Source organism: Aquitalea sp. FJL05, assembly GCF_003852595.1.
Lineage (GTDB): Bacteria > Pseudomonadota > Gammaproteobacteria > Burkholderiales > Chromobacteriaceae > Aquitalea > Aquitalea aquatilis.
In genome coordinates this window covers 48,497-67,794 of sequence record NZ_QAJS01000007.1, presented here as the reverse complement: position 1 = coordinate 67,794, position 19,298 = coordinate 48,497, and the positions used below count along the sequence as shown (strand labels likewise).

Sequence of the window (19,298 nt, the reverse complement as noted above, 5' to 3'; positions counted from 1 at the left end):
TCAACTGTGGGCCTGTATCACTCCCCGCCGGGCAGACGGTGCAAAACCGACTGCGGCCTGCCATGCAAGGGAGGGATGAACGGAGCGGGTTCGCCAATAAAATACCCCTGAGCGTAATCCACTCCAATACTTTGCAGCTCCGCCAGAATTTCTGGCGCACTGACGAATTCGGCGATGGTTTTCTTGCCGGTAACATGGCCGATATGATTGATCATCTCCACCATGGCCCGATCCACCGAGTCATCCACCATGTCCTTGACAAAGCTGCCATCAATCTTGAGGTAATCCACCGGCAAATGCTTCAGATAGGCAAATGACGACATGCCTGCACCAAAATCATCCAATGAGAAATGGCAGCCCAAGCCTTTCAGCTCGCTGATGAAGCGAGTAGCCTGCTGCAGATTCGATATGGCGCTGGTTTCGGTGATTTCAAAGCAGATCATTCCGGCCGGGATGTCATAGCTGACAAACTGCCGCCGGATGAAATCAAGAAAATTATCGTCACACAGCGTGGCACCCGACAGATTCACCGCGCAGACATCGATAGACCGATCCCCCAGCGAACGCATATTCCACAAGGTTTCAAAGGTTTGGCGCACGACGATGCGGTCGATATCCGGCATCAGGCCAAAACGCTCGGCCGCCGGAATGAAGGAACCCGGCAAGATGATGTTGCCGCTTTCGTCGCGTAGCCTCAGCAGCACTTCGACGTGCCGCCCTGTCCCCTTAGCGACAGGGCGCAGTGGCACGATTTCCTGGCTGTACAGACAGAAGCGCTCTTCTTCCATGGCAGTGCGCAGACGCTGCACCCAGGCCATTTCTACCGAACGCACCGCCAGCTCGGTGTCTTTCGAACTGTAAAGCTGGATGCGATTGCGCCCCTTTTCCTTGGCCATGTAGCAAGCGATATCCGCAGCCTGCAGCGCCTCGGCCAGGGTGGCGCCGGCTTCACCAAGGAAAACCATGCCGATACTGGCACTGATGGAGAAGGGAATGCCTTCCCACTGAAAGCTGGACTGCTGCACTGCGCGCCGCAAACGATCCGCCTTGTCCAGTGCCTCGTCCACCCGGCAATCTTCCAGCAAGACGCCGAACTCGTCGCCACCCAAGCGGGCCAGCACGTCGGACAGCCCTAGCTGTTCCTGCAATACCCGGCATACCTGGCGCAACAACTCATCACCCGCCGCATGGCCATTGGTATCGTTGACCAACTTGAACTGATCCAGATCGACAAACAGCAGGGCATGCGATGTTTCCGCCACCATCAGCCGGCTGAGTGCACGGGTGACCCGCTGTTCGAATTCCCGCCGGTTATACAGGCCGGTGAGCGCATCATGCGCCGCCTGCCAGGACAGATGATTGATGTACTGCTGCTCGATCGATTTGTCATGCAAGGCCAGCACCAGCCCGTCAACCTGCCCCAACGAATTATGAATCGGTGCGGCCACCAGCGAGATCATGTGACTGCTGCCATCCAGCCCCTGCAAGCGCAGGCTGGGATAAGTCTGCTTGCTTTCACACTTTGCCCGCAGCTGGCTGGTGGTAATCAGGTCCATGCTGCTGCCGGAAAGGTCGATCATCGAGAACACATCCTCGAAATAACGACCGATAGCCCCCTTGCCGGCACCACCAACCAGATGGTGCGCCACAGCATTGAGGTAGCGCAGCTTGCCGGACAGATCGATGGTGACCACCGCATCGCCAATCGAATTGAGCGTGGTTTCCGCCCTTTCCTTTTCGGCATGCAATTCGGCCTCAAAGCGGGCGGACTGACGCAGCAACACCTGCACCTGCCGCACGGTCAGCAGCAACAGGCCGGCCCCTGCCATCAGGTTGACCCACCACAACAGGGTGGTGGCAAAACGGGAACCCTCACCCAGCACTTCGGAAAAGGCGCGCGCCGGAGCCTTCAGCTCTTCATTAATGTCCGAAATACGGCGACTGAGGACCATCAGTTCATCTTCGCCGATGTAGCTGCGGGTAAAGCCGTCATGCAGCCTTTCGGCAATGCCGGAAATCTCGATGATATAGCTGTCGCCGATTTCCCAGTAATGGATGGCCTGACTCAGATAGCTGACATGACGAAACCACAGGAAAGCATTGATGACGTTGCCGATATCGTCAGGATGGTTGCCACCTTGCAGCAACCCGGCCCTGGCTTGTTGCAGATCAGGCTGCGGGCGGTCCAGTGCCAGTCGTGCCTGCCTATCCCCCAGCTGGATGGCAATGGCAGCCTTGTAGGCCTGAAAATCCTGTTCCGAGCGGCTGCCGGCGTAGCGCGTCAGATAATAGATGGCATCTTTTTGCGCCTTCGACCACAGCCCCTCCCCGCCCACATAGGCACGGATGGTGGACAAGGCATTGAAGCTGAAGGCACTGATCAGCAACAAGGCGCCCACAATAGCGACAAAGGGCCAGACTACCCGCATCAGCCTGCGGCTGCCGTACGCACTCATTGCAGTGATTGCCCCCCGCTTGCTGCATTGCTCATTTATGGAATTATCATCCACACCGGGTCATTTTTACCACAGATAGCATACCGGGGCATGCCATCGTCACTATCCATCTCGGCTGCCCTCTCTGCCCTCAGAGCAAGGGCAGGCAGATAAAAGCCATACTGCCAATGCGGACTGCTCGCCATCTACTGCGGCGCTTATGGATCATCCGCCATATTTGTTACTAACATTTAAATGTCAATTAAACATACTGTCAATATCAGGCAGCTTGCATCTGACATAGCCATTTAATAGATATAGCCCTATTTGGCACAAGTACTTGTAACAGTTGAATTTTCAGCATTCACAATGAAAAAAGCTGCCGAAGCAGCTTTCTATGCAAGGTTCAACTGGCCGCCTCCTAAGGAGTCAGCGCGCCAGCTTGCTGTTCCTGCTGTAGATGCCACATTTCTGCATAACGCCCACCATGCTCCACCAGCTCGCGATGATTGCCACGCTCCAGCACCCGGCCATCTTCCATCACGATGATCTGATCGGCATCGACGATGGTAGACAAGCGGTGGGCGATGATCAGCGTGGTGCGATTGGCCGAGATCGCAGCCAGCTCTTGCTGAATCGCTTTCTCGGTACGCGAGTCCAGCGCGCTGGTGGCCTCGTCAAAAATCAGGATGGGCGGATTTTTCAGAATGGTGCGCGCAATGGCCACCCGTTGCTTTTCGCCGCCGGACAGCTTCAGCCCGCGCTCGCCCACCTGAGTGTCGTAACCATCGGGCAGGCTCATGACGAAGTCGTGAATGTGCGCCGAACGCGCCGCTTCCATCACCTCGTCGCGGCTGGCGTCCGGTCGGCCATAGGCGATGTTGTAATAGATGCTGTCGTTAAACAGCACGGTATCCTGCGGCACGATGCCGATATGGCCACGCAGGCTGTCCTGGCGCAGTTGGCGAATATCCGTGCCGTTGATGCTGATGCTGCCGCGACCCACATCATAAAAACGGAACAGCAAGCGCGACAGGGTCGATTTACCCGCACCACTGGCACCCACCACCGCCAGCGAACTGCCGGCCGGAATCTCGAAACTCAGACCATGCAGAATGGTGCGTTTGCTGTCATAGCCAAACTCCACACCAGCAAAACGGATACTGGCCTGTCGCGTATCCAGCCATTGCGCGCCCGGCGCATCATCCACTTCCTTATTGGTGGAAAGCAGGCCGAACATGCGTTCGATATCCGCCAGTGAGTGCTTGATCTCGCGATAGACAAAGCCCAGGAAATTCAGCGGCGCATACAGCTGGGTAATGAAGGTAGCCACCAGCACCACATCACCAACCGTCATGCTGTGACTCACCACGCCACGCGCCGCCAGCACCATGATCAGGGTGACGCCGCTGGCAATGATGATGCCCTGCCCGGCATTCAGCATGGACAGCGATACCTGATTCTTGATGGCGGAGGCTTCCCAGGCCGCCAGATTGCGGTCATAACGCGCCTCTTCATAGCCTTCGTTATTGAAGTATTTGACGGTTTCGTAATTGATCAGCGCATCGATGGCCTTGGCATTGGCCTTGGAATCCAGATCGTTCATGCTGCGACGAAACACGGTGCGCCACTCGGTCACCACCAGGGTAAACACGATGTAGATGGCAATGGTGGCCAGTGTTACCGCAGCAAATTCCCAGGCATAGCGGCGAAACAGAATGGCCGACACCATGCCGATTTCCAGCAATGTCGGCAGAATGTTGAACACGGTGAAATTGAGCAGGAAACCAATACCCTTGGTACCGCGCTCGATGTCGCGGCTCATGCCGCCCGTCTGACGCTCCAGATGGAAACGCAGCGACAGGCGAAACAGGTGCTGGAATACACTACGCGCCACACTGCGTACCGCACCCTGGATGACCCGGGCAAATACCGCATCGCGCAGCTCTCCCAGCACACTGGAAGTGAGCCTGGCCACGCCATAGCCCACCAGTGCCATCACCGGCACCGCCAGCAAGGTGGCCGGCACGGAGAGTTGATCGACGATGTCTTTCAGATAGAGCGGCACCGTGACTGCCGCCACCTTGGCCAGAATCATGCAGGCCAGCGCCAGCACGACCCGGCCCTTGAAAGCCCACAGATAAGGCAGCAGCGTCTTGAGGGTTTGCAAATCGTTGCGATTGCCGGGAGCCGGACCGCTATGGGTGAAACGCATGGAAACTACCTGTCGAAAAGCCGGCCAGTGCCGACGCTGAAAATGAGCAAAGCCGCCGGCCGGCGGCTCCAGGAACGGCCTGCACCAGGCCCAGGCAGAGTCAATGCAATACGCGCGGTGCCACCAGCGTCATTTCGGGGATGGTCACATCGAAACGCTTGCCGTCATCGGCCAGCATCTGGTAACTGCCGCGCATGGAACCATACGGCGTCTTCAGGTGGGTGGCACTGCTGTATTCGAAGGACTGGCCTGGCTCCAGTCGTGGCTGCTCGCCCACCACGCCCATGCCGCGCACTTCCTGCTCCTGATTGTTGGCATCGACAATGATCCAGTGGCGGCTAACCAGTTGGGCGGGTTCGCTGCCGGTATTGGTCAGGCGGATGCGATATGCGAACACATAAACATCGGTCGCCACGTTGGACTGCTCGGCGATGTAATGTGGTTCGGCCTCCACCTCTATCTGGTAGCTTTTATCTGGCATGGTGTTTTCCTTGTGCTGTTGTACTGCATTTTATCCCGCCTTTGGCCTTGGGCGCGGTAGAATAAACGCCATTTCATGACCCCATCCGTGTTTGCAAGGTAGACCATGCGCGACTTCCGTATTGCCCCCAGCCTCCTTTCCGCCGATTTCGCCTGTCTGGGCCAGGAGGTGCGCGATGTCATCGCCGCCGGAGCCGACATCATTCACTTCGATGTCATGGACAATCACTATGTACCGAATCTGACGGTAGGCCCTCTGGTATGTGAAGCCATCCGCCCGCATACACAAGCCCCCATCGACGTGCACCTGATGGTGAAGCCGGTGGACAGCCTGGCCCCGATGTTCGCCAAGGCCGGCGCCGATATCATCACCTTTCACCCGGAAGCATCCGAACACATCGACCGCACCCTGGGCCTGATCAAGGAGTCCGGCTGCAAGGCGGGCCTGGTATTCAATCCGGGCACCTCGCTGTCTTACCTTGACCATGTGATGGACAAGATCGACATGGTGCTGATCATGTCGGTGAATCCGGGCTTTGGCGGCCAGTCGTTCATTCCGCATGCACTGGAAAAAGTACGCGCCGCACGCCAGCGCATCGACGAGTATACCGCCAAGCATGGCGGCGAGATCTGGCTGGAAGTCGATGGCGGCATCAAGGTCGACAATATTGCCGCCGTGGCTGCCGCCGGGGCCGACACCTTTGTCGCCGGCTCGGCCATTTACGGCCAGCCGGACTATCAGGCAGTGATTGCCGCCATGCGTGCCGAACTGGCAAAGGTGGCCTGATGCAGGCCGCCATCGTCACCGGAGCCTCGCGCGGACTGGGTCTGGCACTGTGTGCCGAGCTGCTGCAGCGCGGCTTTGTGGTGGTGGGACTGGCCAGACAGCATAGCGAGGGGTTTCGCCAGCTGGCACGGCAATATCCGCAACAGCTGCACTACCTGCGCGCCGACATGGCCGACAGCCCTGCCCTGCACGGCCTGCTGGCCGAGGCCTTGCAACTGCTACCGATGAATGCCGTACGGCAATTGCTGCTGATCAACAATGCCGGCGTGGTCATGCCCATTGCCAGTGCCGGCTTCTATCCGGCGGCCGAGTTGACGCAGGCCATCGCCATCAACCTGACAGCCCCCATGCTGCTGACCGATGCCCTGCTGCGCCTGAGCGACGAGCTGGAATGTCAGCTGCGCATCCTGTGCATCTCATCGGGTGCGGCGGTAAAAGCCTACCCGGGCTGGGGCGTATATGGCAGCAGCAAGGCCGCGCTCGACCACTTCTGTCGCCATGTGGCGGAAGAACAGCAAGCCTGCGCCAACCCGGCGCTGATTGCCGCCGTCTATCCTGGCGTGGTAGACACCGACATGCAGGCGCACATTCGCGACAGTGACCCGGCCCAGTTCCCCAACAAGGAACGGTTCGACGCCCTCAAGCGCGAAGGCGGCCTCAGCACGCCGCAACAGGCCGCCCGCCAACTGGCCGACCACCTGCTCAGCGCAGACTTCGGCCACCACCCCGTACTCGACATCCGCCATTTGCCGGATCAAGCCCAGAACTGACTTCCTAGCCCTGACATCGTATGAATCTGAAACACATCAAAGCCGTTGCCTTCGATCTGGACGGCACCCTGGTTGACTCCATTCCCGACCTGGCTGCTGCGGCCAATGCCATGCGCCAGCATCTGGGCCTGCCGGCCCTGGCCGAGATGCGCATACAGGAGCATGTCGGCGACGGCATTGCCAGCCTGGTACACCGTGCCATTACTGATGAACGCCACGGCGCGGCGGAAGCTGCACTCTGGGAGCAGGGTTTCAGCTTTTTCGTGCGTTACTACCACGAACACCTGAGCGACAACACCAGCGTCTACCCCGGTGTACGCGATGGCCTGGGCCTGCTGCGCGCCCTGCAACTGCCGCTGGTGGTGGTCACCAACAAATCGGAATACCTGGCCGTGCCGCTGCTGCAGCAACTTGAGCTGCGCGATGCCTTCAGCCTGGTCATCGGTGGCGACACCCTGGCCGAGAAAAAACCCTCAGCCCTGCCGCTGCAGCATGTCTGCGATGTTCTGGGCATCAACACCAGCGAACTGGCCATGGTGGGCGACTCCGAGAATGACATCCTGTCCGCCCGTGCCGCCGGCGCAGCCGCCATCGCCGTCAGTTATGGCTATGCCGATGCCAGCACGCTGCAGGCCGATCTGGTCATCGGCAATCTTGCCGAACTGTACGATTTGATGAAAAATAACTGATCACCACAACATTCAATACGGATTGCATCTGCATCATGACTATCCTGCCCGCACCGGCCAGTTGGCGATGGCAACGCTAAGCCACACCCTGTTTACTTATTTCGCTTTCCATCCGGTTTCAAGGTAGCTCACTCATGACGCACGACACGTTCGACCAACTGGCCGCAGCCGGTTACAACCGTATTCCGGTGACGCTGGAACTGTTCGCCGACCTGGACACCCCCTTGTCGGTTTACCTCAAACTGGCCAATCAGCCCTACTCCTACCTGCTGGAATCGGTAGTGGGCGGCGAGCGTTTTGGCCGCTACTCCTTTATCGGCCTGCCTGCCACCACGCGCCTGCGCGTCAATGCCAACAAGGTACAGGTCGAGTACGGTGACAAGGTAATCGAGCAGTTCGAAGGCGACCCGCTGGCTTTTATCGAAGCCTTCCAGCAGCGTTTCAGCGCACCACCCGTAGAGGGCCTGCCGCGCTTTACCGGCGGCCTGGTCGGTTATTTCGGCTACGACACCATCCGCTATGTGGAAAAGCGCCTGGCCGCCACCCGCAAGCCCGATCCGATCGGCACCCCGGACATCCTGCTGATGGTGTCGGAAGAGCTGGCAGTGGTGGACAATCTTTCAGGCAAGCTCTATCTGATTGTCTACGCCGACCCTGCCGTACCCAATGCCCTGGCCAAGGCGGAAAGCCGGCTCGGCCAGCTACGTGCCCGCCTGCGCGAACCAATGGATATTCCGCTGTCGCTGCCCTCCCAGCCCAGCAAGGCTGTGTCCGAGTATGGTCAGGAAGAATTCAAGCAGGCCGTTGCACAGTGCAAGCAGTACATCGTGGACGGTGACATCATGCAGGTGGTACTGGCCCAGCGCATGCAGATGCCTTACAGCGATTCGCCGCTGTCCTTGTACCGCGCACTGCGCAGCCTGAACCCCTCACCCTATATGTTCTTCTACCACTTCGACGACTTCCACGTGGTTGGCTCCTCGCCGGAAATCCTGGTGCGGCGCGAACAGGAAACTGTCACCGTACGCCCGATCGCCGGCACCCGCGTGCGCGGCAAGAATCGCGAAGAAGATGAAGCACTGGCGGAAGAACTGTTGGCGGACCCCAAGGAAATCGCCGAACACGTGATGCTGATGGACCTGGGTCGCAACGATATCGGCCGCGTCGCCAACACCGGCAGCGTCAACATCACCGACAATATGGTGATCGAACGCTACTCGCATGTGATGCACATCGTTTCCAGCGTGGAAGGCAGCGTCAAGCCGGAAGTTTCCAATATCGACATTCTCAAGGCCACCTTCCCGGCCGGCACCCTGTCTGGCGCCCCCAAGGTGCGGGCCATGGAAATCATCGACGAGTTCGAACCCACCAAGCGCGGCGTCTATGGCGGTGCGGTGGGCTATCTGGGCTTCAATGGAGACATGGATCTGGCCATCGCCATTCGCACCGCAGTGGTCAAGAACAAGATGCTGTATGTACAGTCTGGTGCCGGCATCGTGGCCGACTCGGTACCCGAATCGGAATGGCAGGAAACCCAGAACAAGGCCCGCGCCGTGATCCGCGCAGCCGAGCTGGCACAAGCAGGGCTGGATGCATAAGCTCTGAAAAAAATCCAGCTAGCCATCTCCATCTTACCAAATGCTTTACCAAACCCGCTTATGCGGGTTTTTTATTTACCCAGCCATCTGGCACCACCTGCGTGGAAAATCGTCGCCAGTCCTGTTTGATCAGAAAAAGAAAAAGGACAATCATGGGAAGAGAACCTACCGGCCAACCCACCAGACGAAAAATCATGATATTAAAAAATGAAACCCATGACTCTTGCATTAGAAAAACCCAAATTGCAGCCGACACCACAAATGCCATCACTTTGTTTACACAAACCAAAATGACATCACCCCAATGATAATCACCATTCAGCGCACGCAAAGCGATACCAGAAAAAGAACCCACCACAAAATATGTTACCGAATCAGTCAGATTATAAAATATCCAGACTGCATCGCGCCCCAACCAATACAGCAAGAAAAACTTGCTTATTAAGTTAAAAAACAATATCGGCCAACCCAAACGGGCACCAAGCAAAACACCTGCCATGAAAATAAAATCACCACTAAATGAGAAAATAAAATTAAACAAATTGATAATCAATACCGTAGCAACATCGGAAAATGCAAGCATTACTATTAACAAGGAAAATTGATACTGCCGAATTCTGTCAGAAAAAAAATAAACCTCATTCGAAACAGTATTAAGCGAAACCAATCTCAATACAATCAATCTAAATATTAACAATGCAACAAAATGAAGAATAATACAAGGAATACCCTGCAAAACATAATTCAACTGAAAGCGCATAATTTGCAGAACATCATTCAAGTTGTACATTAACCCTCCCAAAATAGAATCAATTAACCCAAAGCACTTTTCACCCACCAAACAGTAGTATCACTGCGCCTGGCAAAGTTTATAAAATTACCAACCAGTCATAGCGTGGCAGCCACACACACCCTATATCCGCACAGCAAGCAGAAAAACCACAGCTCTCCAATTTAGCAACAGCCCAAGCTCGGTATAATAAGAATTTTCCCAGAATTAACAGCCCTATGATCAGGAGATGCTGATAGCAAGAACGCACCTTCTGGCAGCTTGCGGGTATAATCAGCCTGCCGCTCCCGCCCACCGCACTCCCACCCTACTGCCTGACAAGGGCAGCTGCCGGGAATGGCCGACCTCAAGAGAATCTGTTTACATGACCCGTTCGCTCAGTACATTCCGCACCCTCAGCCTTGCCCTGACCCTTGCCGCCGCCATGCCAGCGCTGGCCGGCAATAACGAAGACCTGCTTGCCGCCCGCGAGGCTTATCGCAGCAACGACCTCGGCAAGCTGACCACCATCGCCAGCGCCATGCCGGCCAGTTACGCACTGCATGACTATCCGTCCTATTGGCTGACCCTCAAAGCACTGGATCGCGACAACGATGGCCAGGTCGTGGGCTTTCTCAATAGCGTGCGCGAAGGCTGGATGCCGGAAAAAATCCGTAATGAATGGCTGAAAAAACTGGGCAAGCGTGAAGACTGGAGCAGCTTCTCCGCCGAATGGAAAAAGCTGCCGGAAGATGCAAGGGATGAAGAATCGACCTGCTACGGCCAGTTGCAGGATGCGCGCCAGGGCAAGAAACCGGATGACCTCAACCGTTTTCTTGAGATGCGCCCGGCACCGGATGGCTGTAACCGCTTGCTGACCGCCGCCGCCGGACAAGGCCTGCTCACCCAGGACTGGCTGTGGCGCCGGGTGCGCCTGCTGCTGGCCGGCAATTACCTGAGCCAGGCACGCCAACTGGCCGATGCCACCAATTTGCCGCTGGACAATGCCACACTGAACAATCCGGCGGCAGCCAACCCGGCCACTGCCGGCGGCCAGGAAGCCATCCTCTATGGCATCGTCAGCAAGGCGCGTAGCGACAGCAATGCAGCCGTCAGCCGTCTGCTGGCGGTAGCAGGCTCGCTGAGCAAGGAGCGCAGCGGCTTTGCCTGGGGACAACTGGCCTTGCTGTCAGCGCGCAAGCAACTGATGTCACAGGCGCTGCAATGGTATGCCAAGGCCGACCCGCAGCAATTGACCGCCGAACAATGGGAATGGTGGGCACGCGCAGCCTTGCGCGGTGAACAGTGGGCGCAACTGGAACAAATCACCCGCGCCATGCCCGCAGCCGTGGCAGGCAAACCGGCCTGGCAATACTGGCGCGCCCGCAGCCTGAAGCAGCTGGGACGCGGCAGCGAAGCACCGGCCCTGTTTGCCAAGGCCAGCATCGGCCACCATTACTACGCCTTGCTGTCATTGGAAGAGTTGGGCAATGTGCTGTCCACCCCCGCCAGCAAGATCGGCCCCAGCACGGCCGACATCAGCGCCATGCGTGCCAATCCGGCCATCCAGCGTGCATTGGCCTTGCTGGATATCAGCAATAGTGCGGGCAAACCGGAACTGCGCAGCGATGCCCAACGCGAGTGGCGCTGGGCCATGCGCGGCCGCAATGACATGGAATTACTGGCCGCTGCAGAAATCGGCCGCCGCGAAGCGTTTTACGACATGGCCATTTACAGTGCCGAGCGCACCAAGGAAGAACACGATTACTCGCTGCGCTATCTCACGCCCTATCGCGACATCACCCAGCGCTATGCCCGCCAGCTGGAGGTGGACGATGCCTGGGTCTATGGCCTGATCCGCCAGGAAAGCCGTTTCATCATCGCCGCCCGCTCCGGCGTGGGGGCTTCCGGCCTGATGCAGCTGATGCCGGCCACCGCCAAATGGGTAGCGAAGAAAATGGGGCTGACCAGCTATTCGGTCACCGACATCGACACCAATGTGCAACTGGGCACCTGGTATCTGCGCTATGTGCGTGACAGCCTGTCCGGTAACGAAGTGATGGCCACCGCAGCCTATAATGCCGGCCCGGGACGCGCCCGTGCCTGGCAGGATGGCCGCCCGCTGGACGGGACCATCTATGCTGAAACCATTCCCTTCAGCGAAACCCGTGATTATGTGCAGAAGGTCATGGCCAATGCGGCTTACTATGCCAGCACCTTCGGCCATGCCAACATTTCACTGAAGACCCGCATGGGCACGATTCCGGCACGCTGAACCACCGCAGCACAAGGAGAAAGCAATGCAAGATCGACGTATCTGCCTGATCGGCGGTAGCGGCTTCATCGGCAGCTATATCGCAGAACGGCTGGCCGAGCAGGAAGCCGCGCTGACCATCGCCACCCGCAATCGCGACCGCAACAAAGCCGCGCTGATTGTCCTGCCCAAGACCGAAGTGGTTTCCACCAATGTGCACCACCCGCTGGCCTTGCAGCAGCTGCTGGCCGGCCACGACACGGTGATCAGCATGGTGGGCATCCTGCATGGCACGCGCAAGGCCTTTGAACACGCCCACATCGAGTTGCTGGACAAGATCATCGCCAGTTGCCACAAGCAGGGGATACGCCGGCTGCTGCATATCAGCGCACTGGGAGCCGATGTCAATGCGCCCAGCGACTATCAGCAAACCAAGGGCATCGCCGAGCAGCGACTGCGGGAAAGCGGGCTGGACTGGACCATCCTGCGACCATCGGTGGTATTTGGCCGGGGTGACAGCTTTCTTACCCTGTTTGCCGGCCTGCTGGGCAAGCTACCCATGCTGCCATTGGCCGGTGCCAACACCCGCTTTGCCCCGGTATGGGCCGATGACTTGGCACGCGCCGTGGTCGCCTGCCTGCAAAACCCCCACACCGTAGGCCACAGCCTCGACCTGACCGGCCCGCGCAGCTATACCCTGGCCGAGCTGGTGCGCTATGTCGGCCGACTGCGCGGCACAGCGCGCCCGGTCATCGGCCTGCCACAGGGCCTGGCCATGCTGCAGGCCGGGCTGATGGAGCTGCTGCCCGGCCCCACCCTGATGAGCCGCGACAATGTGCGCTCGCTGGCCGTGGACAATGTCAGTCCGCAGCCCTTCCCCAGCGCCCTGCTCGGCTTTGCCCCGACACCGCTGGAAGTGGTGGCCCCCCACTATCTGGGCCAGGACGAGTTCAACCTCATCCTGGCCGATTACCGCAGGGAAGCCGCACGCTGATGCAGGTATACATTGTCGGCGGCGCCGTGCGCGACCGTCTGCTTGGCCTGCCGGTCAAGGACAGGGACTGGGTGGTGGTGGGTGCCAGTGTCGAAAGCATGCTGCAACAGGGCTATAAACCGGTGGGCAAGGATTTTCCGGTTTTCCTGCATCCGCACAGCCACGAGGAATACGCGCTGGCCCGCACCGAGCGCAAAACCGGCAAGGGCTATCACGGCTTTGCCTTCCATGCCGATGAAAGCGTCACGCTGGAACAGGACCTGGCGCGGCGCGACCTCACCATCAATGCCATCGCCCAGGATGATCAGGGGCAGTTGATCGACCCCTACCACGGCCAGCAAGACCTGCAGGCCGGCGTGCTGCGCCATGTCAGCCCGGCCTTTGCCGAAGACCCGGTGCGCATTTTGCGACTGGCCCGCTTCGCCGCCCGTTTCGGTTTTAGCGTTGCCCCGGAAACCATGCAGCTGATGCAGAACATGGTGGCCGCCGGCGAAGTGGACGCACTGGTGGCTGAGCGGGTGTGGCAGGAAATGGCCAAGGCCTTGCAGGAAGACAAGCCTTCACGCTTTTTCCTGATCTTGCGTGAATGCGGTGCGCTGCAACGCATTCTGCCGGAAGTGGACGCCCTGTTTGGCGTGCCGCAGCGCGCCGACTACCACCCGGAAATCGACACCGGCGACCACGTGATGCGCGTGATCGACATGGCAGCCCGCATGCAGCAGCCACTGGCTGTGCGTTTTGCGGCACTGACCCACGACCTGGGCAAGGCGCTGACCCCGGCCGACATCCTGCCGCGGCATATCGGGCACGAAGCCCGGGGCGAAAAGCCCTTGCTCGCACTATGCACACGCTTGCGCGTGCCAGCCGAATGTCGCGACCTGGCGCGCATCACCGTGCTAAACCACACCAAGGTGCATGGCACCGCACAGATGAAGCCGAGCACCATCCTGCGCCTGTTCAAGGATTGCGACGCCCTGCGCCGACCAGAGCGCTTCCGCCAGATGCTGGCCGCCGGCGTGGCCGACGCCCGTGGCCGGCTGCATTTTGAGACCGATCCCTATCCGCAAGCCGGCTGGCTGGAGCAACTGCTGACAGCGGCACTGTCGGTGGATGCCAGCAGCATTGCCAAGGCCTGCAGCGACCCAGGGCAGATCGCCGCCGCTGTCGATAGCGCCCGCAGTCAGGCCATCGCCAGCGCCCGGATGGCACTTGGCCTGCCCGACAAAGCGTAATGCGGACCTGATGAACTTGCCGCACAACCCACTGGAGAACACGATGAAAACCTGTCTGAGCCTGATTCTGCTGGCCTTGAGTGCCAGTGCCCTGGCCAATTCGGCCTGCGACAAACCCAAGAATGATTTTGACGGCCTGTACTGCCTGAACAAGGTCTATAGCCAGGCCGACAAGGACCTGAACGAGAGCTATGGCGAATTGGCCAAGCTACTGGATGCCGACGGTAGAAAACAATTGAAAAACGGCCAGCTGGCCTGGATTCGCCAGCGTAACAATGACTGCAGCTACAGCGATCAGCGCGGCTTCTTTGTCAATCTGGATTGCGCCACCCGCACCACCATCGACCGCCTGCAATTCATCAATGACCGCAAGCGCGAGTGCAAGAGTGCCGGCTGCATGAACAGCAAGCTGCAATAAGAGCGGCGAACAAAATCTCGCCGCGCACCCGGGCCAAGGCGCGCCGACGCAGCTAGTACAAGGAGTACAGCAAGGAGGCGCAAGGCAGGAGCGGAGGTTTTGTTCGCGGCTCCAAACCCTGCCCGCCTCCCGGCGGCAGGGTCTGTCTCATGGTGTGGCGGCTGCCGGCTGACAGCGCACTGCACCCGCGGCCACTGCGCGCGCCAGCTTGAGCGTCACCGCCGGCTGCGCCAGCCGCGCTTCCTCGGCCGGATTGACGATCACGCCATGCTCCACCAGCACTGCTGGCTGGGTCGCCGTTTTCAGCACCACCAGATCATCAAACCAGTAAATCCCCAGCGCTGCGTCCGCCAGCGGCCGGTTTTCACCAGCAATGGCTTCTGCATGATGCAGGGTTGGTCGCTCTCCCGCCTCCTGCAGCGACAGCGCAATTTGTCGGGCACAGGCCAGGCTCAGCTCGGCAAAAGGGTTCTTGCGCGACACAAACAGCGAGTAACCCTGAAACCGCCCGGCCTCGGACAGGTATTGCGGCTGCACCGAATCATGATGCACCGACAACAGCAATTGCCGCCCCTGCGCCAGCAGGGTGCGCTCGCTCAGTTGCCTGATATCCCCTGCCGCACCAATCAGCTGCACCTCGACACCGCGTTCGCGCAATTGCTCGGCCAGTAGCAAGGCCATGCGCCGGTTGAAACTGAACTCGGTCTGGCCGCTGGCGCTGCGTGCACCGGAGGCCAGCAAGGAATGGCCCACATCCACCGCCACGGTTTGCACGCTCTGCGCCAATGCCGGTACGGCCAGGCCAAGCAGCAGAGTCAGGCTCCAGCACAGTTTCATCGGGAATCCACCTTGTGAAAATAAGGGCAGGCGCATTACTGGGCGACGGCCAGCTCCAGCTGGCGCACCCGTTCAAACAGACAGACAGTAGCCGCCATCGCCACATTCAGCGACTCGGCATGACCCGGCATGGGAATGCGGATGCGGGCATCGGCCAGAGCCAGCAAGGCCGGCGAAACGCCAGCACCTTCATTGCCAAACACCAATGCCACGGCACCGCTCAGGTCCTGGCTGTACAGCGAGCTGCTGCCTTCCAGATAAGTCACCAGCTTGCGGCCGGCAAAGGCACGCATGGCGTCTTCCAGGTCGACCTGCTCATGAATGCTGAGCACGAAGTGCGCCCCCATGCCGGCACGCAGCACCTTGGGCGAATAGACATCAACACAGCCTTTGGACAGCAGCACCTCGCGTACACCGGAGGCGGCAGCACAGCGCAGGATGGTGCCCAGATTGCCCGGATCCTGGATATCTTCCAGCAGCACCCGCGCCGCATCGGCAGCCGGGGCCGCCGGTTGTGGCCGGGCACACAGGGCCAGCAGCTCGGGCGGCGTGGCCAGCGCACTGGCCTTGGCCATGATGGGCTCGGGCAGGATGGCCAGCGCACAAGTCGCCGGCAAGGAGGCCAGCAAAGCCGCCACCTCGGCATGGGCCAGCGCCTGGGCATTGACATAGACACGCTGCGGCAACAGGCCGGCCTCGAGACAGGACTGGGTCAGATGAATGCCTTCCAGCACCATCAGACCCTGCTTGCGCCGCTCGCGGCTGTTCTGTACCAGCCGCGCCAGCTGTTTGACTTCGTCGTTATGGGGAGAACTTATGGTTTTACCGGTGTACTGCATGCATCAATGGTGCGGCGTCAGCCTGGCCACCAGTTCCTTGAAGCGGTGATAGCTGGTGTCGTCGATGTCGCGGCCGCTGCGGCCGTTGTCGACATAGAACACTCCGGCCAGTCGATGGCCCAGATACAGGCTCATGATGGCGAATTCGCTATCTCCGATATGTTCGAAAAAATCATCCTCGTACTTGCGCACCAGCTGCTTGCGCACACTTTCCGGCGCATGAAAGCTTTGTGCCTTGCTGGTGAGCAGGGCAAGAAAACTGCCGGGCTCCAGCTCCAGCGGCAGCTTGCGTAGCGCGTGGCCTTCGGCCAGGCCCACCTGATATTTCAGGCGCAGGCTGTGGCTGTCGTGGTCGTAACGGTAAAACAGTACCCGCTCGAATTTCAGGTCATTGGACAGATGGCGGATGGATTCGCGTATGCCTTGCTCCAGCTGGTCGGGGCTGGTCAGTGCCGCAGCTTTTTTCAGCTCCGGCCGCTTGTATTCGCCCTCGATCAACAGAACGGAGCGCGCCGGGTAGGTATAGGCAGCGGCACGCGGCTGCCGTGCTACCGTCACACAAGCTTGCACCACACCCAGATAAACCTGCTGCGGCGTGGCCCCAATCAGCTTGGCGACCAGATCCAGCCCCACATTCCATGAAGAACGCCACCAGCCCTGCTCCAGCGAGTTGGCGGTAGCCATGGCCAGCTTCAACAACTGTTTGCGTTTTGACGGTGCACCGCTCCCCAGCAGATTCAGCAATCCTGCCGGCAGTGGCATGGCCTGGACAAACTGCTCCAGTACCTTGGAGTAGTCGCTGCCGAAGTGGTCGGCCACTTCCTGCAGCAGCGGCTTGTCTGGCAGCTGGTTACGGTAAATCAGGTAGAGGCAGGCGGGCAGATTGTAGATCAGCGCGGCGACAAAGCAGTCTTCCACCTTGTGCTCGCCGGAAATCGACAGCCATTCCTTGATGATGAGTGCCGCCACCCGGCTGCGCCCCAGCCAGTCTTCCACGGCGTCGACCACCTCGGCATCCAGCTTGTCCGGCACCGGCTGCATGGCACTGAGCTTGCCAAAGCGCTGTACCACCGCTTCCAGCCCCATCAGCATCAGCGTCTGCTCGACCGACGGAATCGATTCATTGCGCTGCAAGGCCCGCGAGCCCCCCACCACGCGCAGCAAGTCGAACAGCAGCAGCGGATCGGACAGGCAAAGATTGGCCAGCTCGGTAAAGCTGATCAGGTCATTGTGGCGCGAGCAAGCATCCCTGACCTCGAGCAAGGTAGAGGGAAGAATCGGCCAGCGCCGCTCGGCGATGGACTGAAACCAGTTAGCGAGATCCATGGGGGTGGCACCAGATCAGCAATTCTTTCTGCAGCGGTCCGCCAAGCGGAATCCGACTATCAGGTTGGACATCGGGAACCATGAAGGTATTGCTCACCAGCACGCTGCCTGGCGTGCCTTCGGCCAGAAACTTGCGCCAGACCCGGGGCATGGGTGCCGGCGACAAAAAGGCATACACCGCGTCATAGTCCCCCCAGTGTTCTTTCCAGAAGCTATGGCAGGCAAAGGCCAGTCCGGCCGGACGCCCGGCAAGCCACCAGCGCAAGCGCGCCAGCAACCAGCTGCCCCAAGCATTTTCCAGCGCCAGAATGTGCAGATCGGGCCGTAATGCCGCCAGTTGCATCGCCAGCCGGCCATCGCCGCAGCCGGCTTCCAGCAGACGGGCTCCGTGCGGCAGGTATTGCGCCAAGCTGGCCGCCACTTCCGGCGCCGAGCGGTACAAGGGCACCCGCTCGGTCAGCGCATTGCGTCCCAGCGCCACCGTCAGCAGCAGGCCCAGCAGATACACCCAGCCCGGCAAGCCCTGCGCTTGCAACACCACCACCGCTGGCAGGAACAGGCCGTGTGCCAGCTTTTGCCAGCCAGCCATACGCCAGACATAGGCCAGCAAAACGGCACACAAACCCTGCAGCACCGACCAGGCCTGTGGCTGCATGGCCGGCGCGATGAAAAACCAGGCGGCCAGCGCGGCCAGCAGTTGCACCGTCAGGTGGCGAAGCCAGAACCAGCGCATGCAGGCTTATTCGGCCTTGGCCGGGGCTGCGGCGTTTGCGGCCGGGCCGATCGGGCCGATCGGCTCCTGATTCAGCTGCGGCTTGACACCATCATTGAGGATGGCGTTCTCGGCCTCCTGATTCAGCACCACAATGGTAATGCGACGGTTTTCCGGGCTGAATACATTGCTCTTGATCAGTGGATTGGCTGCGGCCACCCCGACCACGCGCATGACCTTGTCTTCCTGCAAGCCACCGGCCACCAGTTCGCGCCGTGCGGTATTGGCGCGATCAGCCGACAACTCCCAGTTGCTGTACCCGCTCTGGCCATTGCCAAACGGTGTGGCATCGGTATGCCCGGAGATGCTGATGCGATTGGGCAGCTGGTTCAGTTGCTGCGCCAGTTGCTGCAGCAATTCACGGGTATGCGGCAGCATGCGCGAGCTACCGGAATCGAACATGGGACGGTTCAGCTCGTCAACGATCTGGATTTTCAGGCCTTCGGGGGTCATTTCCAGCTTCATCTGGTTCTTGTAGTCCTTCAGAACCTGATTCTGCTCCACGCTGGACTGGATCTTCTGCTGCAGCTTGTCCAGCGCCTGTTTTTCCATCACCTTGCGCTCTTGTTCCCTGCTGCTCTTGTTGACCTGACCGGCCTTCTTGGTCAGATCGTTACCGCCGCCCTTCACCACCGAGGTGGCATCGCCGGCGCCATCGCCACCGGACATCGCCACCTTGAGCGGCGTCTTGAAGTATTCGGCAATACCGTTGAGCGTACCTTGCGAGGCCGAACCCAGCAGCCACATCAGCAGGAAGAAGGCCATCATCGCCGTCACGAAGTCGGCATAGGCAATCTTCCAGGCACCGCCATGATGGCCATGCCCGCCTTTTTTGATGCGTTTGACAATAATGGGGCGTTGCGATTCGTCAGCCATGTTCCAA

At 59.5% G+C, this 19,298-nt stretch carries 17 protein-coding genes; 8 read left to right on the top strand and 9 right to left on the bottom strand.

What is annotated here, in order from left to right; translation table 11 throughout:
- Nucleotides 1–17: 17 nt before the first annotated feature.
- From DBR44_RS07195 to apaG, 3 genes are all read right to left on the bottom strand, one after another.
- Nucleotides 18–2,429: an EAL domain-containing protein gene (locus DBR44_RS07195; protein WP_158613570.1), complete on the bottom strand. Its 2,412-nt coding sequence runs from the start codon at nucleotides 2,427–2,429 to the stop codon at nucleotides 18–20.
- 427 nt (nucleotides 2,430–2,856) lie between these two features.
- Nucleotides 2,857–4,650, bottom strand: coding sequence for an ABC transporter ATP-binding protein/permease (locus DBR44_RS07190; RefSeq protein WP_124643411.1), 1,794 nt, complete (start codon nucleotides 4,648–4,650; stop codon nucleotides 2,857–2,859).
- Nucleotides 4,651–4,750: 100 nt separating this feature from the next.
- Entirely contained in the window at nucleotides 4,751–5,131 is a 381-nt protein-coding gene (apaG, locus tag DBR44_RS07185; RefSeq protein WP_103523610.1) for a Co2+/Mg2+ efflux protein ApaG, read from the bottom strand.
- Nucleotides 5,132–5,236: 105 nt separating this feature from the next.
- On the opposite strand from apaG, the gene rpe reads away from it, so the two are divergent.
- The 4 genes from rpe to trpE all read left to right on the top strand — a co-directional run bounded on the left by rpe (nucleotide 5,237) and on the right by trpE (nucleotide 8,974).
- A complete protein-coding gene (rpe, locus tag DBR44_RS07180; protein WP_124643410.1) occupies nucleotides 5,237–5,917 on the top strand; it encodes a ribulose-phosphate 3-epimerase in 681 nt (226 codons plus the stop codon).
- Nucleotides 5,917–6,687: an SDR family NAD(P)-dependent oxidoreductase gene (locus DBR44_RS07175; RefSeq protein ID WP_233578411.1), complete on the top strand. Its 771-nt coding sequence runs from the start codon at nucleotides 5,917–5,919 to the stop codon at nucleotides 6,685–6,687. Before rpe ends, DBR44_RS07175 begins: the two co-directional genes overlap by 1 nt.
- Before the next feature lie 20 nt (nucleotides 6,688–6,707).
- Nucleotides 6,708–7,376, top strand: coding sequence for a phosphoglycolate phosphatase (locus tag DBR44_RS07170; protein WP_124643408.1), 669 nt, complete (start codon nucleotides 6,708–6,710; stop codon nucleotides 7,374–7,376).
- Between the two features lie 134 nt (nucleotides 7,377–7,510).
- Nucleotides 7,511–8,974, top strand: a complete 1,464-nt coding sequence (gene trpE, locus DBR44_RS07165; RefSeq protein WP_124643407.1) for an anthranilate synthase component I — start codon at nucleotides 7,511–7,513, stop codon at nucleotides 8,972–8,974.
- A gap of 58 nt (nucleotides 8,975–9,032) precedes the next feature.
- Here trpE and DBR44_RS07160 read toward each other — a convergent pair whose 3' ends face one another.
- Nucleotides 9,033–9,764, bottom strand: a complete 732-nt coding sequence (locus tag DBR44_RS07160) for a hypothetical protein (protein ID WP_124643406.1) — start codon at nucleotides 9,762–9,764, stop codon at nucleotides 9,033–9,035.
- A 364-nt stretch (nucleotides 9,765–10,128) separates the two neighbouring features.
- Here DBR44_RS07160 and DBR44_RS07155 point away from each other — a divergent pair, with 364 nt between their 5' ends.
- The 4 genes from DBR44_RS07155 to DBR44_RS07140 are packed head-to-tail and all read left to right on the top strand — an operon-like array spanning nucleotide 10,129 to nucleotide 14,641.
- Nucleotides 10,129–12,018, top strand: a complete 1,890-nt coding sequence (locus tag DBR44_RS07155; protein WP_124643405.1) for a lytic transglycosylase domain-containing protein — start codon at nucleotides 10,129–10,131, stop codon at nucleotides 12,016–12,018.
- A gap of 25 nt (nucleotides 12,019–12,043) precedes the next feature.
- Nucleotides 12,044–12,991: a complex I NDUFA9 subunit family protein gene (locus DBR44_RS07150; RefSeq protein ID WP_124643404.1), complete on the top strand. Its 948-nt coding sequence runs from the start codon at nucleotides 12,044–12,046 to the stop codon at nucleotides 12,989–12,991.
- The gene (locus DBR44_RS07145; protein WP_124643402.1) at nucleotides 12,991–14,223 is read left to right on the top strand and encodes a multifunctional CCA addition/repair protein; all 1,233 of its coding nucleotides are present in this window, start codon (nucleotides 12,991–12,993) and stop codon (nucleotides 14,221–14,223) included. The genes DBR44_RS07150 and DBR44_RS07145 overlap by 1 nt, the downstream gene beginning before the upstream one ends.
- A gap of 43 nt (nucleotides 14,224–14,266) precedes the next feature.
- The gene (locus tag DBR44_RS07140; protein WP_124643400.1) at nucleotides 14,267–14,641 is read left to right on the top strand and encodes a lysozyme inhibitor LprI family protein; all 375 of its coding nucleotides are present in this window, start codon (nucleotides 14,267–14,269) and stop codon (nucleotides 14,639–14,641) included.
- Between the two features lie 147 nt (nucleotides 14,642–14,788).
- Here DBR44_RS07140 and DBR44_RS07135 read toward each other — a convergent pair whose 3' ends face one another.
- From DBR44_RS07135 to motB, 5 genes are read right to left on the bottom strand one after another with little or no spacing between them, the layout of a single operon-like run.
- A complete protein-coding gene (locus DBR44_RS07135) occupies nucleotides 14,789–15,478 on the bottom strand; it encodes an N-acetylmuramoyl-L-alanine amidase (RefSeq protein WP_124643398.1) in 690 nt (229 codons plus the stop codon).
- 35 nt (nucleotides 15,479–15,513) lie between these two features.
- Entirely contained in the window at nucleotides 15,514–16,317 is an 804-nt protein-coding gene (locus tag DBR44_RS07130) for an RNA methyltransferase (RefSeq protein ID WP_124643396.1), read from the bottom strand.
- A gap of 3 nt (nucleotides 16,318–16,320) precedes the next feature.
- Nucleotides 16,321–17,643, bottom strand: coding sequence for an HDOD domain-containing protein (locus DBR44_RS07125; RefSeq protein WP_124643394.1), 1,323 nt, complete (start codon nucleotides 17,641–17,643; stop codon nucleotides 16,321–16,323).
- Nucleotides 17,630–18,376, bottom strand: coding sequence for a class I SAM-dependent methyltransferase (locus tag DBR44_RS07120; RefSeq protein ID WP_124643392.1), 747 nt, complete (start codon nucleotides 18,374–18,376; stop codon nucleotides 17,630–17,632). The genes DBR44_RS07125 and DBR44_RS07120 overlap by 14 nt, the downstream gene beginning before the upstream one ends.
- 6 nt (nucleotides 18,377–18,382) lie before the next feature.
- Complete coding sequence (gene motB / locus DBR44_RS07115) at nucleotides 18,383–19,291, bottom strand: flagellar motor protein MotB (protein ID WP_124643390.1); 909 nt, start codon at nucleotides 19,289–19,291, stop codon at nucleotides 18,383–18,385.
- Nucleotides 19,292–19,298 lie beyond the last annotated feature (7 nt).

Bases quoted from the DNA above. Each gene is read 5' to 3' on its own strand.
- DBR44_RS07195 (WP_158613570.1), bottom strand. From the start codon at position 2,429: ATGCGGGTAGTCTGGCCCTTTGTCGCTATTGTGGGCGCCTTGTTGCTG.
- DBR44_RS07190 (WP_124643411.1), bottom strand. From the start codon at position 4,650: ATGCGTTTCACCCATAGCGGTCCGGCTCCCGGCAATCGCAACGATTTG.
- apaG (WP_103523610.1), bottom strand. From the start codon at position 5,131: ATGCCAGATAAAAGCTACCAGATAGAGGTGGAGGCCGAACCACATTAC.
- rpe (WP_124643410.1), top strand. From the start codon at position 5,237: ATGCGCGACTTCCGTATTGCCCCCAGCCTCCTTTCCGCCGATTTCGCC.
- DBR44_RS07175 (WP_233578411.1), top strand. From the start codon at position 5,917: ATGCAGGCCGCCATCGTCACCGGAGCCTCGCGCGGACTGGGTCTGGCA.
- DBR44_RS07170 (WP_124643408.1), top strand. From the start codon at position 6,708: ATGAATCTGAAACACATCAAAGCCGTTGCCTTCGATCTGGACGGCACC.
- trpE (WP_124643407.1), top strand. From the start codon at position 7,511: ATGACGCACGACACGTTCGACCAACTGGCCGCAGCCGGTTACAACCGT.
- DBR44_RS07160 (WP_124643406.1), bottom strand. From the start codon at position 9,764: ATGTACAACTTGAATGATGTTCTGCAAATTATGCGCTTTCAGTTGAAT.
- DBR44_RS07155 (WP_124643405.1), top strand. From the start codon at position 10,129: ATGACCCGTTCGCTCAGTACATTCCGCACCCTCAGCCTTGCCCTGACC.
- DBR44_RS07150 (WP_124643404.1), top strand. From the start codon at position 12,044: ATGCAAGATCGACGTATCTGCCTGATCGGCGGTAGCGGCTTCATCGGC.
- DBR44_RS07145 (WP_124643402.1), top strand. From the start codon at position 12,991: ATGCAGGTATACATTGTCGGCGGCGCCGTGCGCGACCGTCTGCTTGGC.
- DBR44_RS07140 (WP_124643400.1), top strand. From the start codon at position 14,267: ATGAAAACCTGTCTGAGCCTGATTCTGCTGGCCTTGAGTGCCAGTGCC.
- DBR44_RS07135 (WP_124643398.1), bottom strand. From the start codon at position 15,478: ATGAAACTGTGCTGGAGCCTGACTCTGCTGCTTGGCCTGGCCGTACCG.
- DBR44_RS07130 (WP_124643396.1), bottom strand. From the start codon at position 16,317: ATGCAGTACACCGGTAAAACCATAAGTTCTCCCCATAACGACGAAGTC.
- DBR44_RS07125 (WP_124643394.1), bottom strand. From the start codon at position 17,643: ATGGATCTCGCTAACTGGTTTCAGTCCATCGCCGAGCGGCGCTGGCCG.
- DBR44_RS07120 (WP_124643392.1), bottom strand. From the start codon at position 18,376: ATGCGCTGGTTCTGGCTTCGCCACCTGACGGTGCAACTGCTGGCCGCG.
- motB (WP_124643390.1), bottom strand. From the start codon at position 19,291: ATGGCTGACGAATCGCAACGCCCCATTATTGTCAAACGCATCAAAAAA.